The sequence below is a fragment of the Pseudomonas sp. genome, assembly GCF_002796985.1.
Taxonomy (GTDB): domain Bacteria; phylum Pseudomonadota; class Gammaproteobacteria; order Pseudomonadales; family Pseudomonadaceae; genus Pseudomonas.
Window position 1 is genome coordinate 118779 of sequence record NZ_PEKX01000004.1, and the last position, 20181, is coordinate 138959.

Genomic DNA, 20181 nt, shown 5'->3' on the forward strand with positions numbered 1-20181 from the left:
GGAAGAAGGTTCAGCCGCAGAGCACGGCGGCGCGAACGGGGTCGATGGCGACCAGGGCGGCCAGCAGGATTTCCATGCGGCGGGCCAGGGCAGGCTTGTCGGCATCGCTGCGCTGGGCTTTCTGCCGCAGCAGCTTGAGCAGGCGCGCCTTGACCTCGAAGCACAACTCGGGCTCCCAGTCGCTCAGTGCCTGCGCCTGGCTATCCAGCTCGGTCAACAAGTGCACCGCCAGCTCGGCCTTGCCATGCTGCTCGGCCACACGGGCCATCAGCAGGCGCAGCAGCCAGCGCTGACGGCCGCTGCGCAAGTCCGGGCGGGACGCCAGCCAGGCCAGCGCCGCCTCCACGCCATCGCTGTCGGCCTGGGCCAGGGCTTCGCTTTCCAGCGCTAGTACATCGTCACTGGTCGAACCGGCAGCCACGGCGGTGCTCATCCACTGCGCGGCCTGCCCGGTGCTGACGTGCTGAGCGATCCAGTTGCGCGTGGTCTCGTCGGCGAACGGCGTGCCGTCGCTCCAGTGCAACTGCTCCAGCCCCGGCAGGCGCTCCAGCAACAAGCGCAGGTCGCCCCTGACCAGCTCGGCCCAGCCGTCGAAGGGCGTACCCAGCCGGCTCAGCGCCTGACACAGGTGCCACTGCAGATCCAGCCAGAAGTGATTCACCCCCTCGGCGAACATGCGCTCGGCCTGATCGAGCAGCTCGGTCCAGCCCTGCTGCAGGTTGAGGCGCTTGAGCTGCGCCCGGTACTCCGTGCGCGGCGGCGCCAGGCGGGTATTGCCACTGGCGTCCTGGGGCGGCAGCTGGTGCACGGTGTCCCAGCGCAGGCTGGTCAGCAGGCGATGCGCCGCCAGCCAGCCCTGGGGCTGATCGCGCAGATAACTCGCCAGCGCCTTGCCGCTGTCGAGCAGATCGCGGCCGGACTGGACCTTCCCCGGCATTGGCGCAGCGGACGCCATCAGCGGCTCGTGCTGCGCCGCACTGTTCTGCGGCACCAGCGCATTCACCCCGCCGGACAGTGCCAGGCGGCTGCTCAGGGCGGCATACAGCCCGCCCAGCCCCGGTCGCTCGGCCTCCGGCCAGGACGCGAAGATTTCTTCCAGCCAGGCCAGCGCCGCGACCGTGCGCTGGGTTTCCACCTTCACCACCTCGGGGTATAGTGACAGGCTGTCCAGCACCTTGGCGCTGGCTAGCCATTCCAAGGCCATGCGCCGACTGTTCGGGCGTGCCGGCAAAACCTGGCCGCCGAAACGGTCAAGCATCGCCGCCAGTAGCTCCAGGCCGTCGGCGAACCCCGCCTCGCCGTCGCCCTGGGTGCGCGCCCAGAGGTAGTAGCTGACGATTCGCACGTCCTTGCAGCGCTGCTTCAGCAACTGCTCCGCCAGGCGCGCCACCCGCTCCACGTCCGCCCCGGAAAGCTTGTTGACTTCCTCGCGCATGCGCTGGAAGTCGTCGTCATAGCCGGGGTCCTCGCCCACTGCCTCATCACCCTCGATGGGCAGCAGCCACGGCCCCCACTGCGCCGCCTGCGCCTTCGCCAGCGCCACGGCGTCCTGCCCTTCCAGGCAGGTCGATATCAATCCTTGCAAGCTCATCGATGCGTCCTGAATTCCCTTGCTGTCATTCGCCGTCGTACCCGAGCGGGTCGACCGCAGCGTACGGCTGGGCCTGCCCTGCCCCGACATTGAAAATGTTCTCCGGCAGCATGAAGCCGCGCAGTTGCAGCACCGCGAGCGGGCCTCGACCCAGCTCCGTCTGCAATTGCCAGGTCAGTGGCAGGTCATCCGGCGCCTTGAGGACCAGCTCGAACCGGGTATTGCTGTCGTCCAGTGAACTCACCTGCGCCTGTTCCAGCAGGCGGATCAGCCCCCACACGCCGGAGTAGTCGCCAAACAACCGCGCCCCACCCTTGAGGCTGGTCCAGCTCAGCGAGGCACCCGGATGGTCGGTGCCTCCCGGCCAGGTGAACTGCTGCCAGCTCTCCATCTGGTTGAAGTACTCCAGCGTCACGCCATCCAGGATGAACGTGGTCTCCACCAGATTGCGCACCGGCTTGGCCTGCAGCTGGAAGGTCATGCCCAGGCCACCGTCGGTGTAGAGCATGTCCGCCAGGTCGCTGAGCTGGTTGACCGCCTTGAGGAACTGCGGGTTGAAGTGCAAACCCTGGCTGTGCGCGCTGTCCGGCACCCAGCGGTTGCCTTCCTTGCGCAGCACGCCGCCCAGTTGCGACTTGAGGAACTGGTCGATGCGACCACTGCCGGAGCGAATCATCTGCCCCAGCATCGGCAGCGAAGCATCGCTACCACTGACCTCGAACGGATACCGCCCACTGAACGCCCGGTTCCAGTTCTCCACCACCGCGCGCTGCCACTGGCGATTCAGCCCCGCTGCCGATGGCTGCAACACCCCTTCCCAGGCCTGGTTGAGCGGCTGCACGAAGAGGTTCTGGCCGAAGCCGCTCCACTCCCCACCCAGGCTCGCGGCGATCAGGCCGCCGTAGTCGAGAGTATCGGTGAGGTCCACGCTGGTGCCCTGGAACACCGTCTGCGCCAGGGCCTGGGTCATCGCCTGGGGATCGCTGGCATTGGTCACATGCTGCAACTTCAGGCGCACACGGGTGACCCGCGTGAGGAACGCCTGCAGGCTCAGACCGTCATCGGCGTTACCGGCAGCGCCCTTGTCCTTGCCCAGCAGCGCAAGCAGCGGGCCGAAGGTGCTGTCCAGCGGACCTTGGGGGTCGTTGGTCTTCTGGTCGATTACCGGCTTTTTGTCCTTCTCCAGCAATTGCTGCGCTGAGCGCATCAGCGAATCGGCCAGCGCCTCGCCCTTGACCTCGGTCTTGCCCTGATAGGCCAGGGTGTTCATCAGCGCGATCAGCGGAGACTGGCGCACGTCGCTGAGCAAGGTCAGCTGGCTGATGGAGTCAGAGAGGCTGCTTGCCTGGCGCCAGCGAATGCTGTTGAGAAAACCCAGCCAGGCGCCGCTGAACTCCTGGAAGTAGCGCTCGGTCAACTGCGCCTTGAGCACCTCGGGTTTCAAGTCGCTGTCGAGGGTGCTCTGCTGATCGCTCAACACCCAGTCGATTGCTTCACGGCGAGCCTCGGCAACTTCGTCGATGGCCTTGCCCACCTGGCCCTCCCAGGCCTGGCGGGTGTAGACACCCGGCACGCTGTTGGGCGTGTCGAACAGCGTCGATGCATCGGTTTCGCCGACCATGTCCAGCAAGGTCATCGCCGCGAAGTTATTGCTCGCCCGGTCGATCACCTGCTGGTACAGGTTCGACATGCCGTTACGCTGGCCCAATTGCCCCAGTAGCACTTGCCGAGCCTGGGCCACGAGGCTGGGCTGAGCCTGGGTGCGCCACTCGGGATGCGCCGCCAGGTGCTGCGCGTAGAAAGACCACAGGTTGGGCGCCAGGTCTTGCCAGAGTCCCGGTGTGACACCAGGGCGATCACCCTCCTCACGGCTCAGCACCTTGGTCAGGAACTCCGGGTCGGCCTTCTCCGGACGCGCCATCATCAGATAGGCCTTGAGCTGGGCATGGGCCTCTTCGGCACGCGACGCCCGCTCGGGGCTGTCTGCCGGCAAGGCGGCGAGGTCAATCAGTTGCTGCTCCAACTGTTTGGTAGCCACATCACGCATCAGCCGATTGTTCGCCTGCGCATAGCGCGGCCACAGCACGGCCAACAGAGCATCGTTCTGGCTCAAACCAAAGCGCAGGTACCACGGCTCGCCATGCTCGCGGCGGTAATCCAGCCGCGACATTTCACGGGTCAGCTCATGCAATGCCTTGAGCTGCGCATCCGCATCGCCGGGTGTGTTGATGGTCTCCAAGGCCGACTCCACGGTAGCGATCTGGCTGCGGTTGCTGGTGAAGGACAGCAGGAATGCCAGGGCGCAGAGACCGGCAAGAGCCAGCACACCGATATAGGCCCCGCGCGCCCAGGACCAGGCCAGGCGCCGGCCACGGGTTTGTCTGTCCGCCAGTACGGCACTCCAGCTTGCCTCCGGCCACCACGCATTCGGTGTGCCCGCGGCAATGCCGGTAAGTTTGGGGCTGAACAACAAGCCACGCAGCGGCAAGGATCGATTGAGCTGCGCCAGGAATGGACTCAGTGCCTGACGCCATTGGGTGATGCCGTTGTGTTCCAGGTCACGGGAAAGGCGCAGCAGGAAGTCGTAATGGGGCTTTTCGTCGAGTTGGCCTATCCCCCTTTCGCGCAGCGGCACCACCAATTGACGTAGCGACGCCTCGATCTGTTCGGCAGTGGCCTTGGCCGGCAACAGGCAACCCACCGATTGTCCCTCACGACCGGTTTGATTCCATTGGCTGGAACAGACCTGCCACAGGTACAACGGCGCCTGCCAACGCAACGCCTGGCCCAGGTCGCGCAACTGGCGCACACCGGTACTCAGGGTGGCCGCGTCATGGCCTTGCTCCGCGCTCAGTGCCCAGACGATGCCGTCTAGCGGGCGTGATCGGCGCAGTGTCTTCAGCAAGACCGCCACATCGGTTTGCCACTGACCACTCAACGAGCCACCGCGTAGCAACACGGTGTCCTGTCCCTCCAGCCACTGCTGCTTGGACAGCCCCGGCGCCACCGCCTCGATCTGCTCAGGCTCACCAACGACCAGCAGTAGGCGGACTTTGCGTTTCCAGAAGAACCCGTACTGAGCCTGCAACTGCTGGGGGATCTCGTCCCTCGGTGAGGCACGCTTGCTGGAAGGCGGCAACGTTCCGTCAGACACGGGCAAAACCCCCGTTGCCACCCCCTGTTGCTGATGCTGCTGACGCTTGATATGGGCCAACAGCTTGGGGGCGAAACGGACGATCAGCACGATGACGCTCAGCAGCAGGAAGGCCAACACCTTGTCGCGATTCTCGACCAGCCCCACTCGATCACCATAACGCCAGATCGCCCAGCCCACTGCTGCCAGGGCCACCCCAATCAACATTCCGCCACCGGCGCGGCGCCACAGGTTGCTGTAAGTCCTCATGCCAACTCTCCCGTGGCGACAGTACTGATCCAACGCTGCGAGGGCTCCTGACTGAGCAATACCAAGGGCTGCTGGAAGTGGCGACTCATCTCAAGCCCCAGCGCAGCGAGCAGCCAGGCACTGAACGGCCCAGGTACACCACAGAGCGATTCTTGTACCCACTGCTGCCCCGCTTGGAACTTCGCCTGCTGAGCCTCTCCCATGGAGAGAATGCTCCCGAGGCACGGCTGCCATTGCGCGCTGTCGGCCAGGATGCCGGTGGCGTTTCGTGCCGTCAGTTGCGTTTGCAAAAACAACGGAAATTCGGTCTTCAGTTGCTCAACATTCAGGTGCATAGGCCGCAGTAAACGTCCCTGTATGGGCAGCGCCCATTCCTGCGCCAGCGCATCGGGGCACAGCAGCAAAGCAGCCAAGCCATCGGAATAGGAGCTTGCACCGTTGACCTGCAACACCAGGATCAGGTCAATCGCAGCACCGGGTGTCTTCAGGCCATCCTCCAGCCATTGCAGCGACAGCTCACTGATGAAGCTCGCTGCCACTTGCGAGCGTGATGGCATAGCCTTGAGCCAGGCTTTGCGCCACGATGCCTGGAAATTTTCAAGCTCTTCAGCCTCCACGTCATGCAGCACGGTCACCCGCAAATCACGATCGGCGGGCAGCGCCATCAGAGCAGGCCCTACCCCCGCGAACAGCTTCTGCAACGCTACCTGCACACGCTCATTGCCTTTCGCGGGCAGGTCGGCAATTCGGCAGGCCTCGCCGGGACGACGCGGCTCACCGGCGGCCCCTTGAGCGATAACGGCTGCCGACACCTGCTCCGGCAGCACCACGCAACTCGCCTGCACCGCAAAGTGCCGCTTTGCCCAATGGCTCCAGGCGACTTCTGCTTCCTGTGCCTGCTCCTCCAGGAACTGGAAATGGCTGAGTGCTCCACCATAGGTGTAACTACGAACCGCGAATGCCAGCAGCCACAACAGTAACGGCGCAGCAGCCAGCAGCCAGACATTAACGCCAGCGATTTCAGGTAGACGCCCCGATACCGCCAGCACGAACAACCCGATGCCAATGACCACCGCCAGCAGAGCAGCCCCCAACCAGCGGATCATCGAGAGTGGTTCGGGAGCCACGGCGACTTCAGGCGCACGACGATTCCAAGCCATCGCTTAGAACACCGAACAGTCGGGAGCGCTGGAAATCACCTGGCAGCCACAGGCACTGCGGCAGCCATCCACCACCAACGCGCGGCCGTTCTCGGACCAGTCTGTGCAACCTTCGACGATGGCGTTGACGCCATGGGCAGGGCAACTGACCTGATCACCCACCAGCGCCACGAGCTTGCCATGTACCTGATGGGTGGAAGTGGCACTAATGACCTGGCCACCATGGCTAGTTTTGTCACCCAGCAAAACGAATCCTCGGGACATGGACATCCAATCCTTATTTATTGCCAATCAGTGGAGAACGCCAGCGCGCTTCTCGCGCCCAGCTCAGCAAGGAACGCTCTGGCCGCCGACTCATGGAGCGGAGGTCCCGCCCAAGCGAATGGCCTCCAGCTTCTTCACATTGGGGTGCCAGGTTTCCGCCGGCGTATGGCTGCCATCGGGGTAGAGAATGCTGGACTGCCCCTGGGCATCCTGGCTCATGCGCGCAACGAACTTGCGCTCCACCTGAGGCTCGAACACCAGGTGCTCGGCCGCCGGTCCTCGGGCATAGTCCGAACCGCTGGCGACGAACCGGATCACCGCACTCCCCGATCCCGCCCCGCTCACATAGGGGTAGTAATGGGCGTTCAGCAGCAGCTCCTTGCGGGTACGTACGGCCTCGGGCAACTCGTCGATGCGTTCGCCCTGGCGATCGACGTTGAACAGTGCCGTCACGTCCTCGCGCACACTGCCGGCCAGGTCGAGCTTGCCCGCCCGCCAGTACCTGACGCCGACCTCCACATAGGCCAACCGCCAATGGCAGACGCTACCGCCGTCCAAATCCAGCCGGGCCTGGTAGAGGTCGCTGTCGCCCTGGCGCTGCGGTTTCACCTTGAGAACCTGGGAGCCGTAGGTATTGAACGGACCCTGCTGCGGGGGGAAACAGCGATCGGATAGATACTTGGCTTCGATGGCCTTGACCGAGCCGCCTTCGGGCACTTTGATCGCCACCGACACCTGAGCGCCGCCCGGCGGCGGTGCCAGGTCGTAGCGCGAGCTGCAAGCCGTCAAGGCTAACGCCAAGCCCAAGCCAGCGATGAACGGAAAGAACCGCGCGCTCATGGCTGACGACCCTGCCGGATGGCTTGCAGCTTCTTGAAACTAGGCCTGCTCTTGCCGTCAGCCACTACACTGCCATCGGGGTAGGTAAACTGAATATAACTACCTGGCTTTTGCTCCTGTGGCCAAACTGACCGTACAAGGTATTTGGTGTGCAAGTCAGGTTCAAACACCACCTTCTGCGCGCTCTTAGCTTTATACGATAGGAAAATATCCCCCTCACCTGCGAGCCTCACCTGTGTTTCATAGGTGCCTCTGAACTGTCTATCCACCCACGGGTAGTAGTCTTTGCTTATCGTCAAGTCGCCCTCGACCTTTTTCGGCGGATACATCGTCCGCTGTTGGGGCAGGTTGTCATCGAAGATCACGATTACCCCGCCCCCCCCCTGACTTAACGTCTGGCCCAAAACGCGACGGGTTGGCGTAATGCACGCCAAAGGTCACGTTACTCAGTTGCCACTCGCAGGCGCCACCGCCCTCCACCGCCAGGTCGGCGGTATACAGGTCGCTGGCGCCCTGGCGTTGCGGCAGTACCTCGATGGTGTGGCGGCCATCTTCCTGGTAAGTCGTCCAGTCCGCCCCGGAGCGGGTTGCCGGGCATTTCTCCGAGCGGTACATCACCCGCATCGGGTTCGCCGCCAGGTCTTGTGGCACCTTGATGCTGAAATGCACCTGGGCGCCGCCCGGCGGTGGCGCCAACTCATGCGCGCGGTTCTGTGCGCAGCCGCCGAGGCTCAGCAGCATCAGCAGGCAGGCCAGGGAAAGAGGTAATGCTCGGGCCATCTTCGGCCTCCTTGTCGGTGATCGATGAAGCATTAGGGCGTGCGGACATCCACTGGGTGGGTAGTTCCGCCAGGGGACAGCGACAGACTGCCCAGACTCATGGAATCAGCTGGTCTCTTGCGGTTCGGCGTCCTTGTGGGATGCGCCACTTACTGACCCGTACTGCCGCTGGGGGATGATCTCCACCAACTCGGCGAACTCACGTTCGCGGCCAAAGCGCTGCAACGCCTCGGCGCCGCCTTCCAATTGCTGCGTAACCGGCAGCGCCACCATCGGCAGCAACTTTTCCAGGTTGAGAAACGCTTGAGTGCGCACCCGCTCCGCCCCAGGGATGCGCTTGTCGGTCAGGGTTTCGTTGAACCTGGCCCGCAAAGCGATGCGCTCGGGTGTGTGTTGCGGCGAACACAGCTCCAGCAAACTGTTGTGCAGGAAGGGCAGGTATTTCCCGATCATCGAGTGATCCATCGGGTTGGTCCCTTTGGTGCTGCGGTCGGGATTGGTGTGCTTGGGGAAATATTCCGCCAGGCTGTCCACGGTCAGCGACTTCATCAGTTCCTTCTGCGCCGCCTCAGCCTTGCTGCTGTCGCCCTCCGCCAGGCTGGGCACCACGAAGATGAAGTTGCTCGGCGACAACGGCTTGAGCACCTGGGTGTGGCGGGGTGCGCCCAGGCCATCCTTGCTGCCACGGGCTGCGGAACCGCTGTAACGTTCCGCGGCATGCAGGTCAGCCCGGTAGTTCATGGCCAGCTTGCCGTGGTGCCAATAGGGGTCGCCAAACCGAAAAATCTTGCTGGCCAGCAGCTCGGGAACGGACCAGATGTAACCCAGGTCATCGCCCAGAGGGCCGAGCGCGTCGTAGAGGATATTGTCCAGCTCCGCCTCGGGCGGCACGCTGGTGATGGTGTCGGCGTTATTGACATGGCGGAAATGAATAACCTGTTGCAGATCCTCCACTGCCTTCTTGGTAAAGGTACGTGGCATACCGTAGGTGGAGAGCACGGGGTTGCGCTGCCGTAGTTCCGCCGAATGAATGAGCGCCAAGGCGCCACCCAGGCTATGGCCGCAGATGAACAGACGCTTACCTACAATGAGGCCGTCAAGATCGATGAAGCGTTCAGGGAACAGCTTCTTCGCTACCTCAAATGCCTTGAGGAATCCCTTGTGCACATTGCCCTCCGCCGCCAACCGGATGCCCTGGTTCTCGGCCTCGGATTTCGTTTCGCTGCCGTCCGCGGGCTGCGGCCGGTACTGGAAGTCGGTCAGCCAATCCGAAGGCTCCTGCGTGCCGCGCCAGGCCACTACCACTTCCTTGGTATTGCTGAAATAGAACAACTGGGTGTTCTCGATGACCATTCGCGGAATATCCGCGCTCGCCCGATCCAAATCATCGGCAGTGGTATCGAGCATCACGGCGGTGGTATAGCGCTCGTCGAAGGGCACATCCACGACCACCGCGGGTAGCCGGTAACCCTTGGCATCGATCATCACCGGCGTGCGCGACAGGTCCAGGCATTGGCGGAAAAAGAACTCCTCCACCGAGCCGCGCAGAGTGGTGGCGTCGATCACAGCATTCGGGAATTTCTTTTTAGTTTCCTGGACGATATTGCTGTAGGACAGATTGGCCATCAGCCCAAGGTTGTAGGCGGTGACCAGGCTGTAATCCGCTTGGTGGTGTAACACCAGTTTCCAGGCGCGGAATGGGCAGATTTCCAGCACATGGCGCCGGTTCAGCGACTGGTCGTCCACCGTGAAGCCGCTGAACTTCGGATCGGGAAAATGGAAGGCGGGCAGTTCTTCCCCCTCCCACTCCAGTTCTCCAGGGAAACGGTCGCACAACTGGCCTATACGCAGATAGTGATAGGCATGACCGTCAGCCCTGGCCTGCTTCTCGATATCTGAAAAGCCCACCGGTGGTGGCTCATACAGATAGGGCGGCAAGGGTGGCACGAGCTGTTCAGCACGTAGCGCGCGCAAGCGGCGGGTTTGTAGTTCCTTGGCCAAGGGGTCGGCCCCCAGCCGCAAGGTCAGTGCTATCGGGTGCAAACCCTCAATTCGAATTCGACCATTGGCATCGCTATTTCCTGTAATCGCAGGCGCACACTTTTCACGAGTGGCGGCATTTTCTGCAAAGTAAGGGATATTCGGTAGCGGGTTGCCCTGCTCGTCGAGCAGAACAAATTCTATCCAACGCTCCTGCTGCGGCCCCACGCACACATCCTTGCCAGGCCCTAATGTGTCTGTGCGATGCAATCTGTCATTCATGTTAGCCTCCATTCCACATAAAATCGCGAATTATAAATAACGAGCCAGCTCACTTAATGAATTTTCCGTAAATAAGCAGCCCGCCAATCAAGGAGAAACTAATAATGGTCAGGCCAGCTGCACAACGCATACGCATTAAGATTGTCCGCGGAAGCAATTCAAGCTCTGCAGGCAATAAATCCCCTCTGGCGATATGTATGCGCGGCCAAAGGACAGTTCCTGTGGCAATCATAAGTACCGTACAGCGCCCTGCAATCGAACCGCCGCCCCAAATTTCATAATAAGAGGAAATAACCCGGCTCTCCCTAAATACCTCACCTATCTTTCGCGCGTCACAAACTGCCATATAGAGAAGCAGCAGGACGAGAGTCACCACTAGAAAAATAAAAGAAAGAATTACCATAACTGCGCCCATCCCACCCCTCACGCCCCAAAACCTTAGCTTTAAATCCTCACCCTCTGAACCAAGAGGTAACTCTGAACACCCTTTCAGTTTTTTCATTAAAATAATATAAGGCCGACTAAAAATATCAGCTTTTTAAAACAAGCCTTCGCAACCACGAAAATTGCAGATCACTTCGCAGATTCAGGCTTCTTCAAAGCTTCTTCGGGGTAGGTTGGCTCAATTTCATAATTCAAATAAAAATACAGGCGACCTTCCAATTCATCATCTTTTTCCTATAGAGATTAACCCCTTCCGACCCAAGGCACTGCTCCAAGGAGTACTCTCCGCTCGCCGAGAGCGCTTTCAAATAATTACCCTCAACTGCGAAGACCTTGCGTACATTAATCAGCACAACACCCAAAAAACCTTCAAGCTTCTTGGAATCAATTTTCTCAGGATTCACCTTATACAAAAGACCGTGAGGCCCATCATCCTTAAATATCTTTTCGCTTTCCCCTAACAGCTTCAAGCTAGATCCTTTCAGCCGACCACAACACCTCGCCACCTCTGAGTTTTCGTACTGGTAATAAATCATATCTTCGCGGGAAATCATCTTATCCGTATGGACATATACGCGATTTACCGCACCAACGACCTCCCTCTCGACAAACCCCATCCCACATCATCGGCACGACACACAATAGAAACAAAAAACAAAGACATAAACAAAGTCAATCGCACTGCCAACTTCCTCACGGCTTGCGAGCTTCAATCTCTTCCTCATACCCCTTCAACTCACTTATTATTCTTGATTCCTTTGAATACCTATCTCGCAGCCTCGAGAGCTCTTTATCAGTACCGGAGCAGTATTTATTTATAGAATCCACCGCATTTTTATTATTCCCATCTCCGATCTCCCCTCGAAGATGGTCGCAGATATCCCGCCTCTCTACAAACTGCTTAACATCCTCTGGAAGTTCAGAGTCATTCTCGCATACCCAGACAGCCCCAACCCCAAAAGCCAATGCGACAAGAAAACCACAAATTAATACATTCATCTTCAGTGCCCATTATCCGACCAATGCGGTTTGTCAGCTGCCCCTCCTACATACTTCATTACCCCATAGGTTGCTCCAACAACCGCCAACCTCTGGCTCATGCCATCTCTGGGAAGAGTTTCAATCGTTTCCTGCTGCCCGTTGGCACGAGAAACAACTAGAACCCCAGACCATCTAAGAGACATATCGATGGCCGTCCCCACTATATGTTTAGAATTTAATGCTGGCGCTATATTTAAATCTTGAATCCCATAGCCGTACACCATCGCACGCGCTGCATTTACTGATGCCGAAGCATTATATTGACCATTACCCGAAGGGTGATCCCATCTAATCTCCACTGTGCCTCCCGGATACTCTGGAACAGTCCTCGGATCATATCCATTCTTGAATATCCTCCATGACCAGTGCATCAAAAAAGCTCGCTCTTTTGGCCTTCGAGTTGCCGCAATATCCACATCCACCCCAGCAACCGCTAAAGCATCAATAAATCCAGCCACATTTTCTCTAAATGGCGAAGCAAGGTCGCTAACTTGGGTCCCAGTTGGGAATCGTTCGACCCATTGAGCGCCGCTTAACTATTTTTCAATGTTAACAACAATTGGGGCAGTATCTGTTACTGGAGTCAACTGATAATACTGCACGTCCGAGCTAGCATTGGCAGGTATCTGTGCAGTTTCCAGGGAAGTCTGTTGATTCATGATACGGAGCCTCGATGGTTGCAAATACGGGGGATGCAGATGAGAGCTTTTCTGTTAAGCCTTGGCCATCAGACACGCCCGTAAATACTTCACCAGTTTCAAGAGTTACCTTATAAGGCACATTTGCCTTGATTTGCCCAGTCTTATAATCTTTCAGCAAGAATTGAATATCGTACAAAGCTTCATCGGGAAATTCGACACTCAGATTGTCCGGCGTTAACGTATGGATGGGCATGGTCTTGCCCTCTCTATTAGTAACGCCACTGAATATCTCCCCCGCCGCTGTCGTTACTCGATAACGCCTGAAGGCCATGGGCGATTGAGAATTATCTTTCAGCACATAATGCGCACTGTATCCGCCAGGCAGAGGTGTAACGGGAATATCCAGACTGGTACTACCTAGTTTTTGAACATTCGCTGCCTTCAGATAAATATTACCTGGGGCGCCAAGCTCGATATTTCCGCCCTTGATGCGGATATATGCCCCACCGCAGTGCAACACCAACTCCTGCGGGGCGGTGATCTCCACGCGCCCATCGGTGCTTTCGATCCTGACGTCGCGTTGCGCTAGCGCATGCAGGTTATCGCTCTGGGCATGCAGTTCGACCTTGCCGGCACCTGCCTTTAGTTGCATGCCGGCGCTGTGCGCAAACAGGCTGATAGTCTTTTGAGCACTGGCGGTGATATCGCGGCCTGCGCTGATATCGACGTTGTGTCCCGCCATGAGGCCGATGCTCTCGGCACTTGAAGCCAAGCGCACGGCTTGGGGGCTGACCGCGGCAATCCCCGCCGGGGCGTGCAGCAAAACACCAGGCTTGGCGAGGTCGATCAATGCCTGGTTGAGTTGCTTTTGGCTGGCGGTATCTCCGGGCTTGGCTTGAGCGCTGGTCGCGGCATTGGCCAGGCTCTCTGCCAGTGAAAGCGCCGTTTTCAGTTGCTCTATAGCGGCTGACATATCGAGTACATCACGGCCCGCCAAGTGTTGCTTATCAGCGCTGATGAATACGCCTTTGCCAGCGCGCAGTGCTCCCCAGTCGTCAGTACGCAGCTCGAAGCCTTCGCCGCGCTTCTGCCGTTGAGCATCCACCAGATGGCCAAGGTTGAGCTGGCTCTTGCCTGAATACTCCGTGCTGACCTTGATGTGCTCTAGCCCGCGGGTATCGTCCAGGCGAATTTTGTTGTTGGAGGGCGTCCTCAGTACGTTCCTCTTGTGGTTATGGATGGTGACGTGGTCGGGTTCGAGGTTTGTATGCAGTGAATGCGCGATGAAGGGGCGGTCAGGGTCCCCCTGCTCAAAAATTACGGCGACCTCGGTGCCAGCCAGCAGAGGCATATGAAGCCCATACGTGTCTCCGGCATAGGGGCGCGCTAGGCGCAGCCACATACTCTCGCGCCCGGCGGGCCAGGTATCCCTATCGAACAGGAAGTTAACGCGGTAGCGCCCTTCGCCATCGATATGGCTGTAGGGGTCGTTCTGCTGCGGGCTGGTAATGCGCGCGGGCACGGTGCCAGCGATGCGCGGCTTGGCCGGTACTGGCGGGCGGAAGGCAATGTTGCCGTCGGGGATGGCTTCGAAGCGGACCTCGAAGCTGCGGTCGCGGGCAGCGGTGCAATGGGTGCGAACGATCAGCGCGCCTTCGGTGAAGGCTGCCGGAGCACCGCCTGTAACCTTGAGCACCAGGCCGGGAGCCAAGGCGGCGTCGCTGCTGGCGCCGCTGAGGCGGAGCTGGTCATTCAGGTAACGCTCGTGGGCCAGCTGCGCATAGAAGACGCCGCTTTCGGCATGGCCTTCTTCATCGCCGCGCGCCAGGGGATCACCGAGGGTCTGGTAGTGCTCGTCGGAGTAGTGGTAGGCCTCGCCGTAGGTGGTGGTGGCGCCACGGGTGAGGTCGGCCTGAGCGTCGAGGTTGGCGCCGGCATCGCGCGAGTAGTAGGCGCGGGTGCTGACCAACTGCTGAACGACCTGGTGGCTGGCTTGCAGGTCCCAGACGGCATCCTGGCCGGTGGCTTCCAATCCACTCAAGGGCCGCAGGGGCAGTGTGAGGTCACGCTGGTAGTGCATGGGCGAGTCATGGAACTCGACCACATCAATTTTTAAGCGCGAGTCCATGCTGAAGGAAAACCAGATACCCCGTTCCGCACAGAGCCTTTTGATGTAGGCAAGGTCCGATTCGCCGCACTGAAGCAGCTGTTCATGCTGCTTGTAGGTTCTGCCGAGGTCTATCAGGAAATCCTGCCCACGCCATCCATGTCGCCTCAGGATGATTTCCACCACCTCGGGCACGCTCTGGTTCTGGTAGATGCGGTACTGGCAGGTTTTATCCAGTAGGGCCAGGCGTGGCTCCAGCGTCAGCTCGTAGCGTGCTTCGTCCCTGGAAGCCGAGAGACGTCGGAATTTTGTGACCACCCCATGCAAGGTACGCAGGGGTGCGACCGGTGGCGGCGTGTAGCCACGAATGGTCACCGAGGGCGGCGCGGCGCACAGGCTGAAGCTGGCATCCTTGCCGAGCATGGTGTCGGCGGCGATGTCGAGATTCGGGCTGGTCACCTCGATGGCGTAGCAAAATGTCTCGCTGAGTGCCTCGGTGCCGGAGAAAACGAGCACGTCCAGCAGGGCGTTCTGGCCATCCACCGTGATGGTGTGCCGGCTGTGGTCGAAGAAGGTGCGTATCTCGTTGAGCATGGGTCAGACCTCCGTGCTTTCGAGAGCCGAAGGCTCTTCGCTGAATTCCAGGGCAATGCCGTCGTCAGCGCTGTAGCCCAGGGTGACGGCCGTGGCTTTGCGCTGGCTGGCTTGGCGTTGCAGCAGTTGCTGGCTGAGGACGGGCAGGATCTGTTGATTGAGCAGACTGTCGATGTTGCGGGCGCCACTGTCGGGCAGCAGGCAGGCAGCGACCAGGGCCTCTTCCAGGGCTTCGTCGACACGGCATTCCAGGCCGTAGTGACGCTGCAGACGACGGGCAACCTGAGCGAGCTTGATGGCGACGATGCGCTTGAGGGCTTGAGCATCCAGCGGGCGGTAGATGAGCGTCTGGAAGCGAGCCAGCAAGGCGGGCTGGAAGTGGTCGCGCAGCGCCGGGCGCAGCAGTTCCTGAAGGGCGCTGTCCGGTGCGTCGGGCTGCTCGTCGATCAGCGACTGTAGCCAGTCGCTGCCGAGGTTGGAGGTCATCAGGATGACGGTGTTGCGGAAGTCGATCTCGCGCCCTTCGCCGTCACGCATGAAGCCACGGTCGAAGACCTGGTAGAACAGGTTGAGGACGTCGCGGTGGGCCTTCTCCACTTCGTCGAGCAGCACCACGCTGTAAGGGCGCTGGCGCACCGCTTCGGTGAGTACGCCGCCCTGGCCATAGCCGACGTAGCCCGGCGGCGAGCCTTTGAGCTGGCTGACGGTGTGGGCTTCCTGGTATTCGGAGAGGTTGAGGGTGATCAGCGATTTTTCGCCAGCGAATAGGCAGTCCGCTAGAGCCAGCGCAGTTTCGGTTTTGCCCACGCCGCTGGTGCCGACCAGCAGGAAGACGCCCAGCGGTGCGTTCTCGCTGGTGAGGCCGGTCTTGGCGGCGCGCAGGCGCTGGGCCAGGGCAGCCAGCGGGGTATCTTGGCCGATGACCCGCTCGCCAAGGCGGCGTTCGAGGTCTAGCAGCCCGGCCTGTTCGTCCTTGAGCAGACTGCCCAGGGGGACGCCGGTCCAGTCGGCGATGACTTCGGCGACACTGCGAGCTTCGACATCCAGAGTGAGTAGCGGCTCGCCCTGCTGGGCGTCGACCAGTTGAGCCTTGAGCGAGTCGATGGCGGTCTGATCCGGCACTTCAGCCTGGCGCGCCTGCAGCAATTGTCGGGTCAATTCGCTTTCGCGGTGGTATTGCCGCTCGAGGCGCTCCCTGCGCTGTTGCAGTTCGGCTTCGCTTGCCGCAATGGCCTCCAGGCGTTCACCTGCCGAGGTGCCAGCAAGCTGTGCATCCTGCTGCAACGCTTGCCGCTCCAGCTCCAGGGCGGCGAGTTCGGCTTTCACCAGCACCAGCACCTGCGGCTCGCAATCCAGCCCCATGCGCACTCGCGCACTGGCGGTGTCGAGCAGGTCGACGGCCTTGTCCGGCAGCTGCCGCCCGGTAAGGTAGCGGCGCGATAGGGTGACGGCAGCCTGCACCGCTGCATCCTGGATGTGTACACCGTGATAACTGGCGTAGCGGGACTGAAGGCCGCGCAGCATCAAGCAGGCGCCGGCGTCATCGGGCTCGTCGACCTTGACCATCTGGAAGCGTCGTTCCAGGGCGGCGTCGCGCTCGAAATACTGTTTGTATTCGGACCAGGTGGTGGCCGCAATGGTGCGTAGCTCGCCGCGCGCCAAAGCAGGCTTGAGCAGGTTGGCGGCGTCGGCACCGCCGGCCTGGTTACCGGCACCGATCAGGGTATGGGCTTCATCGATGAACAGCAGGATCGGCGTAGGCGATTGCTGCACGGCGTCGATGACGTTCTTCAGGCGCTGTTCGAACTCGCCCTTCACTCCGGCACCAGCCTGCAACAGGCCGAGGTCGAGGGTGCGCACGCTAACCGGTTTGAGACTGTCCGGGACGTTACCTTCGGCGATGCGCAGCGCAAGGCCTTCGACCAGCGCGGTCTTGCCCACACCGGGCTCGCCGACCAGGATCGGGTTGTTCTTGCGCCGACGACCGAGGATATCGATTACCTGGCGAATTTCATCGTCACGCCCATACACCGGGTCGATGCGCCTGTCGCGGGCCTTGGCGGTGATGTCCTGGGTGAATTTTTCGAGGACGGCGAGCAGTGCATCCTGCGGGGTTGCGCTTGCGACCGGGCCGGTTTGCGGCACTTCGGCCAACGCAGCTTGCTGCTGTAGTTGCGGTTGCTCCTGGGACTGCTCGTCAAGCCAGGGTTGCAGGCGCTCGAGTTGTACCTGGCTGAGGCTCAGCAGCGGCCAGGCTGCCTCGCAGTCGAGCAGCGCGGGGTTCTCCAGCAGTGCAGCGAGCAGGTGCAGGGAGCGCAGATTCGTGGTGTCGTCACGCAGGGAGGCACGCAACCAGGCGCCCTTGATCAATTGCTGCAAGTTGTCGGCCAGCTGGGGCTTGCTCTGCACCTGGCGCGGCAAGCTATCGAGATGGTCCAGCAAGCCCTGCCAGATGCTGTCCAGGTCCCATTCGTAGCGCCGTGCGATCAGGGTCAGGTCGCCCTCGCCCTGTTCGAGCAATTTGAGCAGCCAGTGTTCGATGGTGATGCGTGGATGGGCGCGCGTCTGGCAGAGCGATGCAGCGGCACTGAGGGCCTGGGCGCAATAGGGATTGAGGCGGCGAAGCAGGTGGGCAGATTGCTGTCCCATGGGGCGTTCCTTGCTCGTGTGCGTCGCCTGGCCTGGAAAGCGGCGGCGATTCGTTACCGGTGAGGACCGGGAAAAACCCGATCGCCAGAAGGTCTGGCGATCGGATCGATCACGGCAAGCGAGTTATCCCGCCTGCCAACCGCAGGACATCAAGCGGTCTGGCGTTCGTTCCAGGCATCGGCATGGATGATGTTGCCGTCCTTGTAGGTCCAGGTGATCTTTTCGTAACGCAGTTCGATCTCTTCCAGGTGGTTGTGCTTCTCTTTGCCCGGGTCTTTGACGTCGTGCATCTTGGGCGCCACTTTCACGACCTTGACGTTCTCCAGCAGGGTGTTGAAGTACTCGACTTCCTGCCCGGCGTCGTCGATGCGGTACCACTTGAACTCGGCGCTCTTGAAGGTCTGACCGGAGCTCACCGCCTTGTAGAGGTAAGGGCTGGCGGCATCGATTTCCTTGGTGAACTTGAACGGCGTATGGATGCGGGTGCCGGTCAGCTTGCCGGTGTTGTTGTCGGTAGGGATGTACAGGCTGTGGTCCTGGGCTACGACCTCGACACTGCCTTCACGGCTCTGAACGTTGACGGACCCTTTGATGTCCGCACCGCCGTCGTCTTTCAGCCACAGGTAAACGGGAATTGCCATGGGGAAGTTCCTTCTATTGGGAGGAGAGCGTCGCCTGATAGTGAGGCGACTGGGGTTGTCCTTCCGGAGCCTGTGCGGGCGGCGCACAGGCTCCCGCTTCAGGCACCAGACGGATATCGACCCGGCGATTGGCCGCACGGCCTTCCGGGGTGTCGTTGCTGGCAACGGGCTGCGCGGCGCCGCGGCCCTGAACGGCAAAACAGCTATCGGGCAAGTCGCCCATTTTCTGCATCCAGTCGCGTACGGCGCCGGCCCGGTCACGCGAAAGGACCAGGTTGCGGGCGCTGTCACCGGTTGAGTCGGTATGCCCGGCGATGACGATCAGCCAGCCGGGCTGGGCCTTGATGCCGACCAGTGCGTTGACCAGGACCTTGGTCGAGCCTGGCCGAAGTTCGGCACTGCCACTGGTGAACAGGGAGAGGCTGTCGAGCCGGACCGGATTGGGAATCTTCGTTGGCAGCGACGCCGGAGCAGGTACCCGGTGGCCGGCAAGCGCGGCGAGGATTGGCCGTCGGAGTCGTTCGGCGGTGTACAGGCCTAGCCCCAGAGACGTCGGTTCGCCTTGGCGGTAGTAGCGATCCAGCTTTGTTGCGTCATTGCGCAGGATCGTTACTGCCTGTTCTTTCAGGTAATGCTCCGGTTTTTCGAGCGACGTCGGAGCCGGTATCGCCTGATAGCGCACCAGGTCATCGCTCAACTGGCGAAGCAGCAGGACGTTCTGCCAGGCTGCGCTGCACAGAGCGAGTACGGCGGCGAGGACGAACAGCCAGAGTGCGCGCAACGCCGTTCGCCGAGCCGGTGTAAACCCTGGTTGACGAGGCAACAGCCCGAGGAGCGGGTCCGGGAACGGCAGACACATCGTGGTATGCGCCCCCGAGAATGAGCGCGCGTGCAGTGCAGTGCGTTCATGCAGCCAGCTTGACCAGAGATTGCCAAGGCCTGCCGTCAGCGCATCCGGCACCAATGCCATGGCGCAGGCAATTGGGCGGCATGGCGGGTCTCTGGGTTCGCGCGACGATAGGTGCGGCAGCACCGTGCTAGCCAGCCAGTTCGCCAGGCTCTCGACCTGGATACAGTTGTGTAGTCGTGCTGCCCGCGAAGCAGTATCGGCGGGGCGCATTTGCCACTGGGCAACAGACACGCTGCCCAAGTTGTCGTGCACCGCCAGACCGTCGCTGTCCCCCTCCCAGGAGAACCAGAAAGCTTCGCTTGGCGCGCCTTGCAGATAGGCTCCCAGCAGCACCGGAAGCGCTACGCCCTTGCGGCGCACGAGCGAAACCTGGTGGCGGAAGGTCTGGGTGTGTCCGCCCAGCAGCGCCTGGTCCGCCTGCTCGGCAGGGTTGATGATGTAGAGCGCACTGAGCTGCCCTCCCCAGTGCGGGCGTTTCTCCAGTACATAGTCGATGATCGGCTGCAACTGCTCGAGGCTGGGAACTCGCAGGTAGCAACCCCGCTCCGTCACGCGCAGAACCAGTTGGTCGTTAGCCACATTGCCGAACAGCGCGTACAGCCCATCACCGCAGACCGCTATGATCGGAAGCTGAAACCCGGAAGCCGGCAACGCACTGCCCGCTGCCAGTCCGATACCTTGATAGCGTCCCGCCGCCGAACGCCCCGCCAACAGCCAGGCCACGGCAATCACCAGTACTACGGCTATCGCCGATAGCCCGCGCTGGGTCGCGGATAGCGGCAACATCAGGATCAATACCAGGCCCAGGGTTCCCGCCCAAAGCCACAGGCTGCGCGTCCAATTGAGCTGCATGG

General features: G+C 60.9%; 16 protein-coding genes. All 16 read right to left on the reverse strand.

Going from position 1 to position 20181, the window contains the following annotated elements; all coding sequences use genetic code 11:
- Positions 1-10: 10 nt before the first annotated feature.
- Positions 11-1591 (reverse strand): type VI secretion system protein TssA, encoded by a 1581-nt coding sequence (gene tssA / locus CTR55_RS03515; protein WP_296284164.1) that lies wholly within the window; start codon positions 1589-1591, stop codon positions 11-13.
- Between the two features lie 25 nt (positions 1592-1616).
- Complete coding sequence (locus CTR55_RS03520; protein WP_296284165.1) at positions 1617-4994, reverse strand: ImcF-related family protein; 3378 nt, start codon at positions 4992-4994, stop codon at positions 1617-1619.
- On the reverse strand, positions 4991-6154 hold the full coding sequence (locus CTR55_RS03525) for a hypothetical protein (protein WP_296284166.1): 1164 nt from the start codon (positions 6152-6154) through the stop codon (positions 4991-4993). The genes CTR55_RS03520 and CTR55_RS03525 overlap by 4 nt, the downstream gene beginning before the upstream one ends.
- Before the next feature lie 3 nt (positions 6155-6157).
- On the reverse strand, positions 6158-6418 hold the full coding sequence (locus CTR55_RS03530; RefSeq protein WP_296284167.1) for a PAAR domain-containing protein: 261 nt from the start codon (positions 6416-6418) through the stop codon (positions 6158-6160).
- Positions 6419-6508: 90 nt separating this feature from the next.
- The gene (locus tag CTR55_RS03535) at positions 6509-7207 is read right to left on the reverse strand and encodes a hypothetical protein (RefSeq protein ID WP_296284168.1); all 699 of its coding nucleotides are present in this window, start codon (positions 7205-7207) and stop codon (positions 6509-6511) included.
- A 47-nt stretch (positions 7208-7254) separates the two neighbouring features.
- On the reverse strand, positions 7255-7623 hold the full coding sequence (locus CTR55_RS03540) for a hypothetical protein (protein WP_296284169.1): 369 nt from the start codon (positions 7621-7623) through the stop codon (positions 7255-7257).
- Entirely contained in the window at positions 7610-8038 is a 429-nt protein-coding gene (locus CTR55_RS03545) for a hypothetical protein (RefSeq protein ID WP_296284170.1), read from the reverse strand. Before CTR55_RS03545 ends, CTR55_RS03540 begins: the two co-directional genes overlap by 14 nt.
- 105 nt (positions 8039-8143) lie before the next feature.
- Positions 8144-10300: a lipase family protein gene (locus CTR55_RS03550; protein WP_296284171.1), complete on the reverse strand. Its 2157-nt coding sequence runs from the start codon at positions 10298-10300 to the stop codon at positions 8144-8146.
- 49 nt (positions 10301-10349) lie between these two features.
- Positions 10350-10802 (reverse strand): hypothetical protein, encoded by a 453-nt coding sequence (locus tag CTR55_RS03555; protein WP_296284172.1) that lies wholly within the window; start codon positions 10800-10802, stop codon positions 10350-10352.
- Positions 10803-10935: 133 nt separating this feature from the next.
- Positions 10936-11361: a hypothetical protein gene (locus CTR55_RS03560; protein WP_296284173.1), complete on the reverse strand. Its 426-nt coding sequence runs from the start codon at positions 11359-11361 to the stop codon at positions 10936-10938.
- Positions 11362-11437: 76 nt separating this feature from the next.
- Positions 11438-11743, reverse strand: coding sequence for a hypothetical protein (locus tag CTR55_RS03565; protein WP_296284174.1), 306 nt, complete (start codon positions 11741-11743; stop codon positions 11438-11440).
- A 2-nt stretch (positions 11744-11745) separates the two neighbouring features.
- On the reverse strand, positions 11746-12243 hold the full coding sequence (locus tag CTR55_RS03570; RefSeq protein ID WP_296284175.1) for a hypothetical protein: 498 nt from the start codon (positions 12241-12243) through the stop codon (positions 11746-11748).
- Between the two features lie 151 nt (positions 12244-12394).
- Entirely contained in the window at positions 12395-15127 is a 2733-nt protein-coding gene (gene vgrG, locus CTR55_RS03575; RefSeq protein ID WP_296284176.1) for a type VI secretion system tip protein VgrG, read from the reverse strand.
- A gap of 3 nt (positions 15128-15130) precedes the next feature.
- Positions 15131-17776 (reverse strand): type VI secretion system ATPase TssH, encoded by a 2646-nt coding sequence (gene tssH, locus CTR55_RS03580; RefSeq protein ID WP_296284177.1) that lies wholly within the window; start codon positions 17774-17776, stop codon positions 15131-15133.
- Between the two features lie 149 nt (positions 17777-17925).
- Entirely contained in the window at positions 17926-18417 is a 492-nt protein-coding gene (locus CTR55_RS03585; RefSeq protein WP_296284178.1) for an Hcp family type VI secretion system effector, read from the reverse strand.
- Positions 18418-18430: 13 nt separating this feature from the next.
- On the reverse strand, positions 18431-20179 hold the full coding sequence (locus CTR55_RS03590; protein WP_296284179.1) for an OmpA family protein: 1749 nt from the start codon (positions 20177-20179) through the stop codon (positions 18431-18433).
- Between the last annotated feature and the right edge of the window lie 2 nt (positions 20180-20181).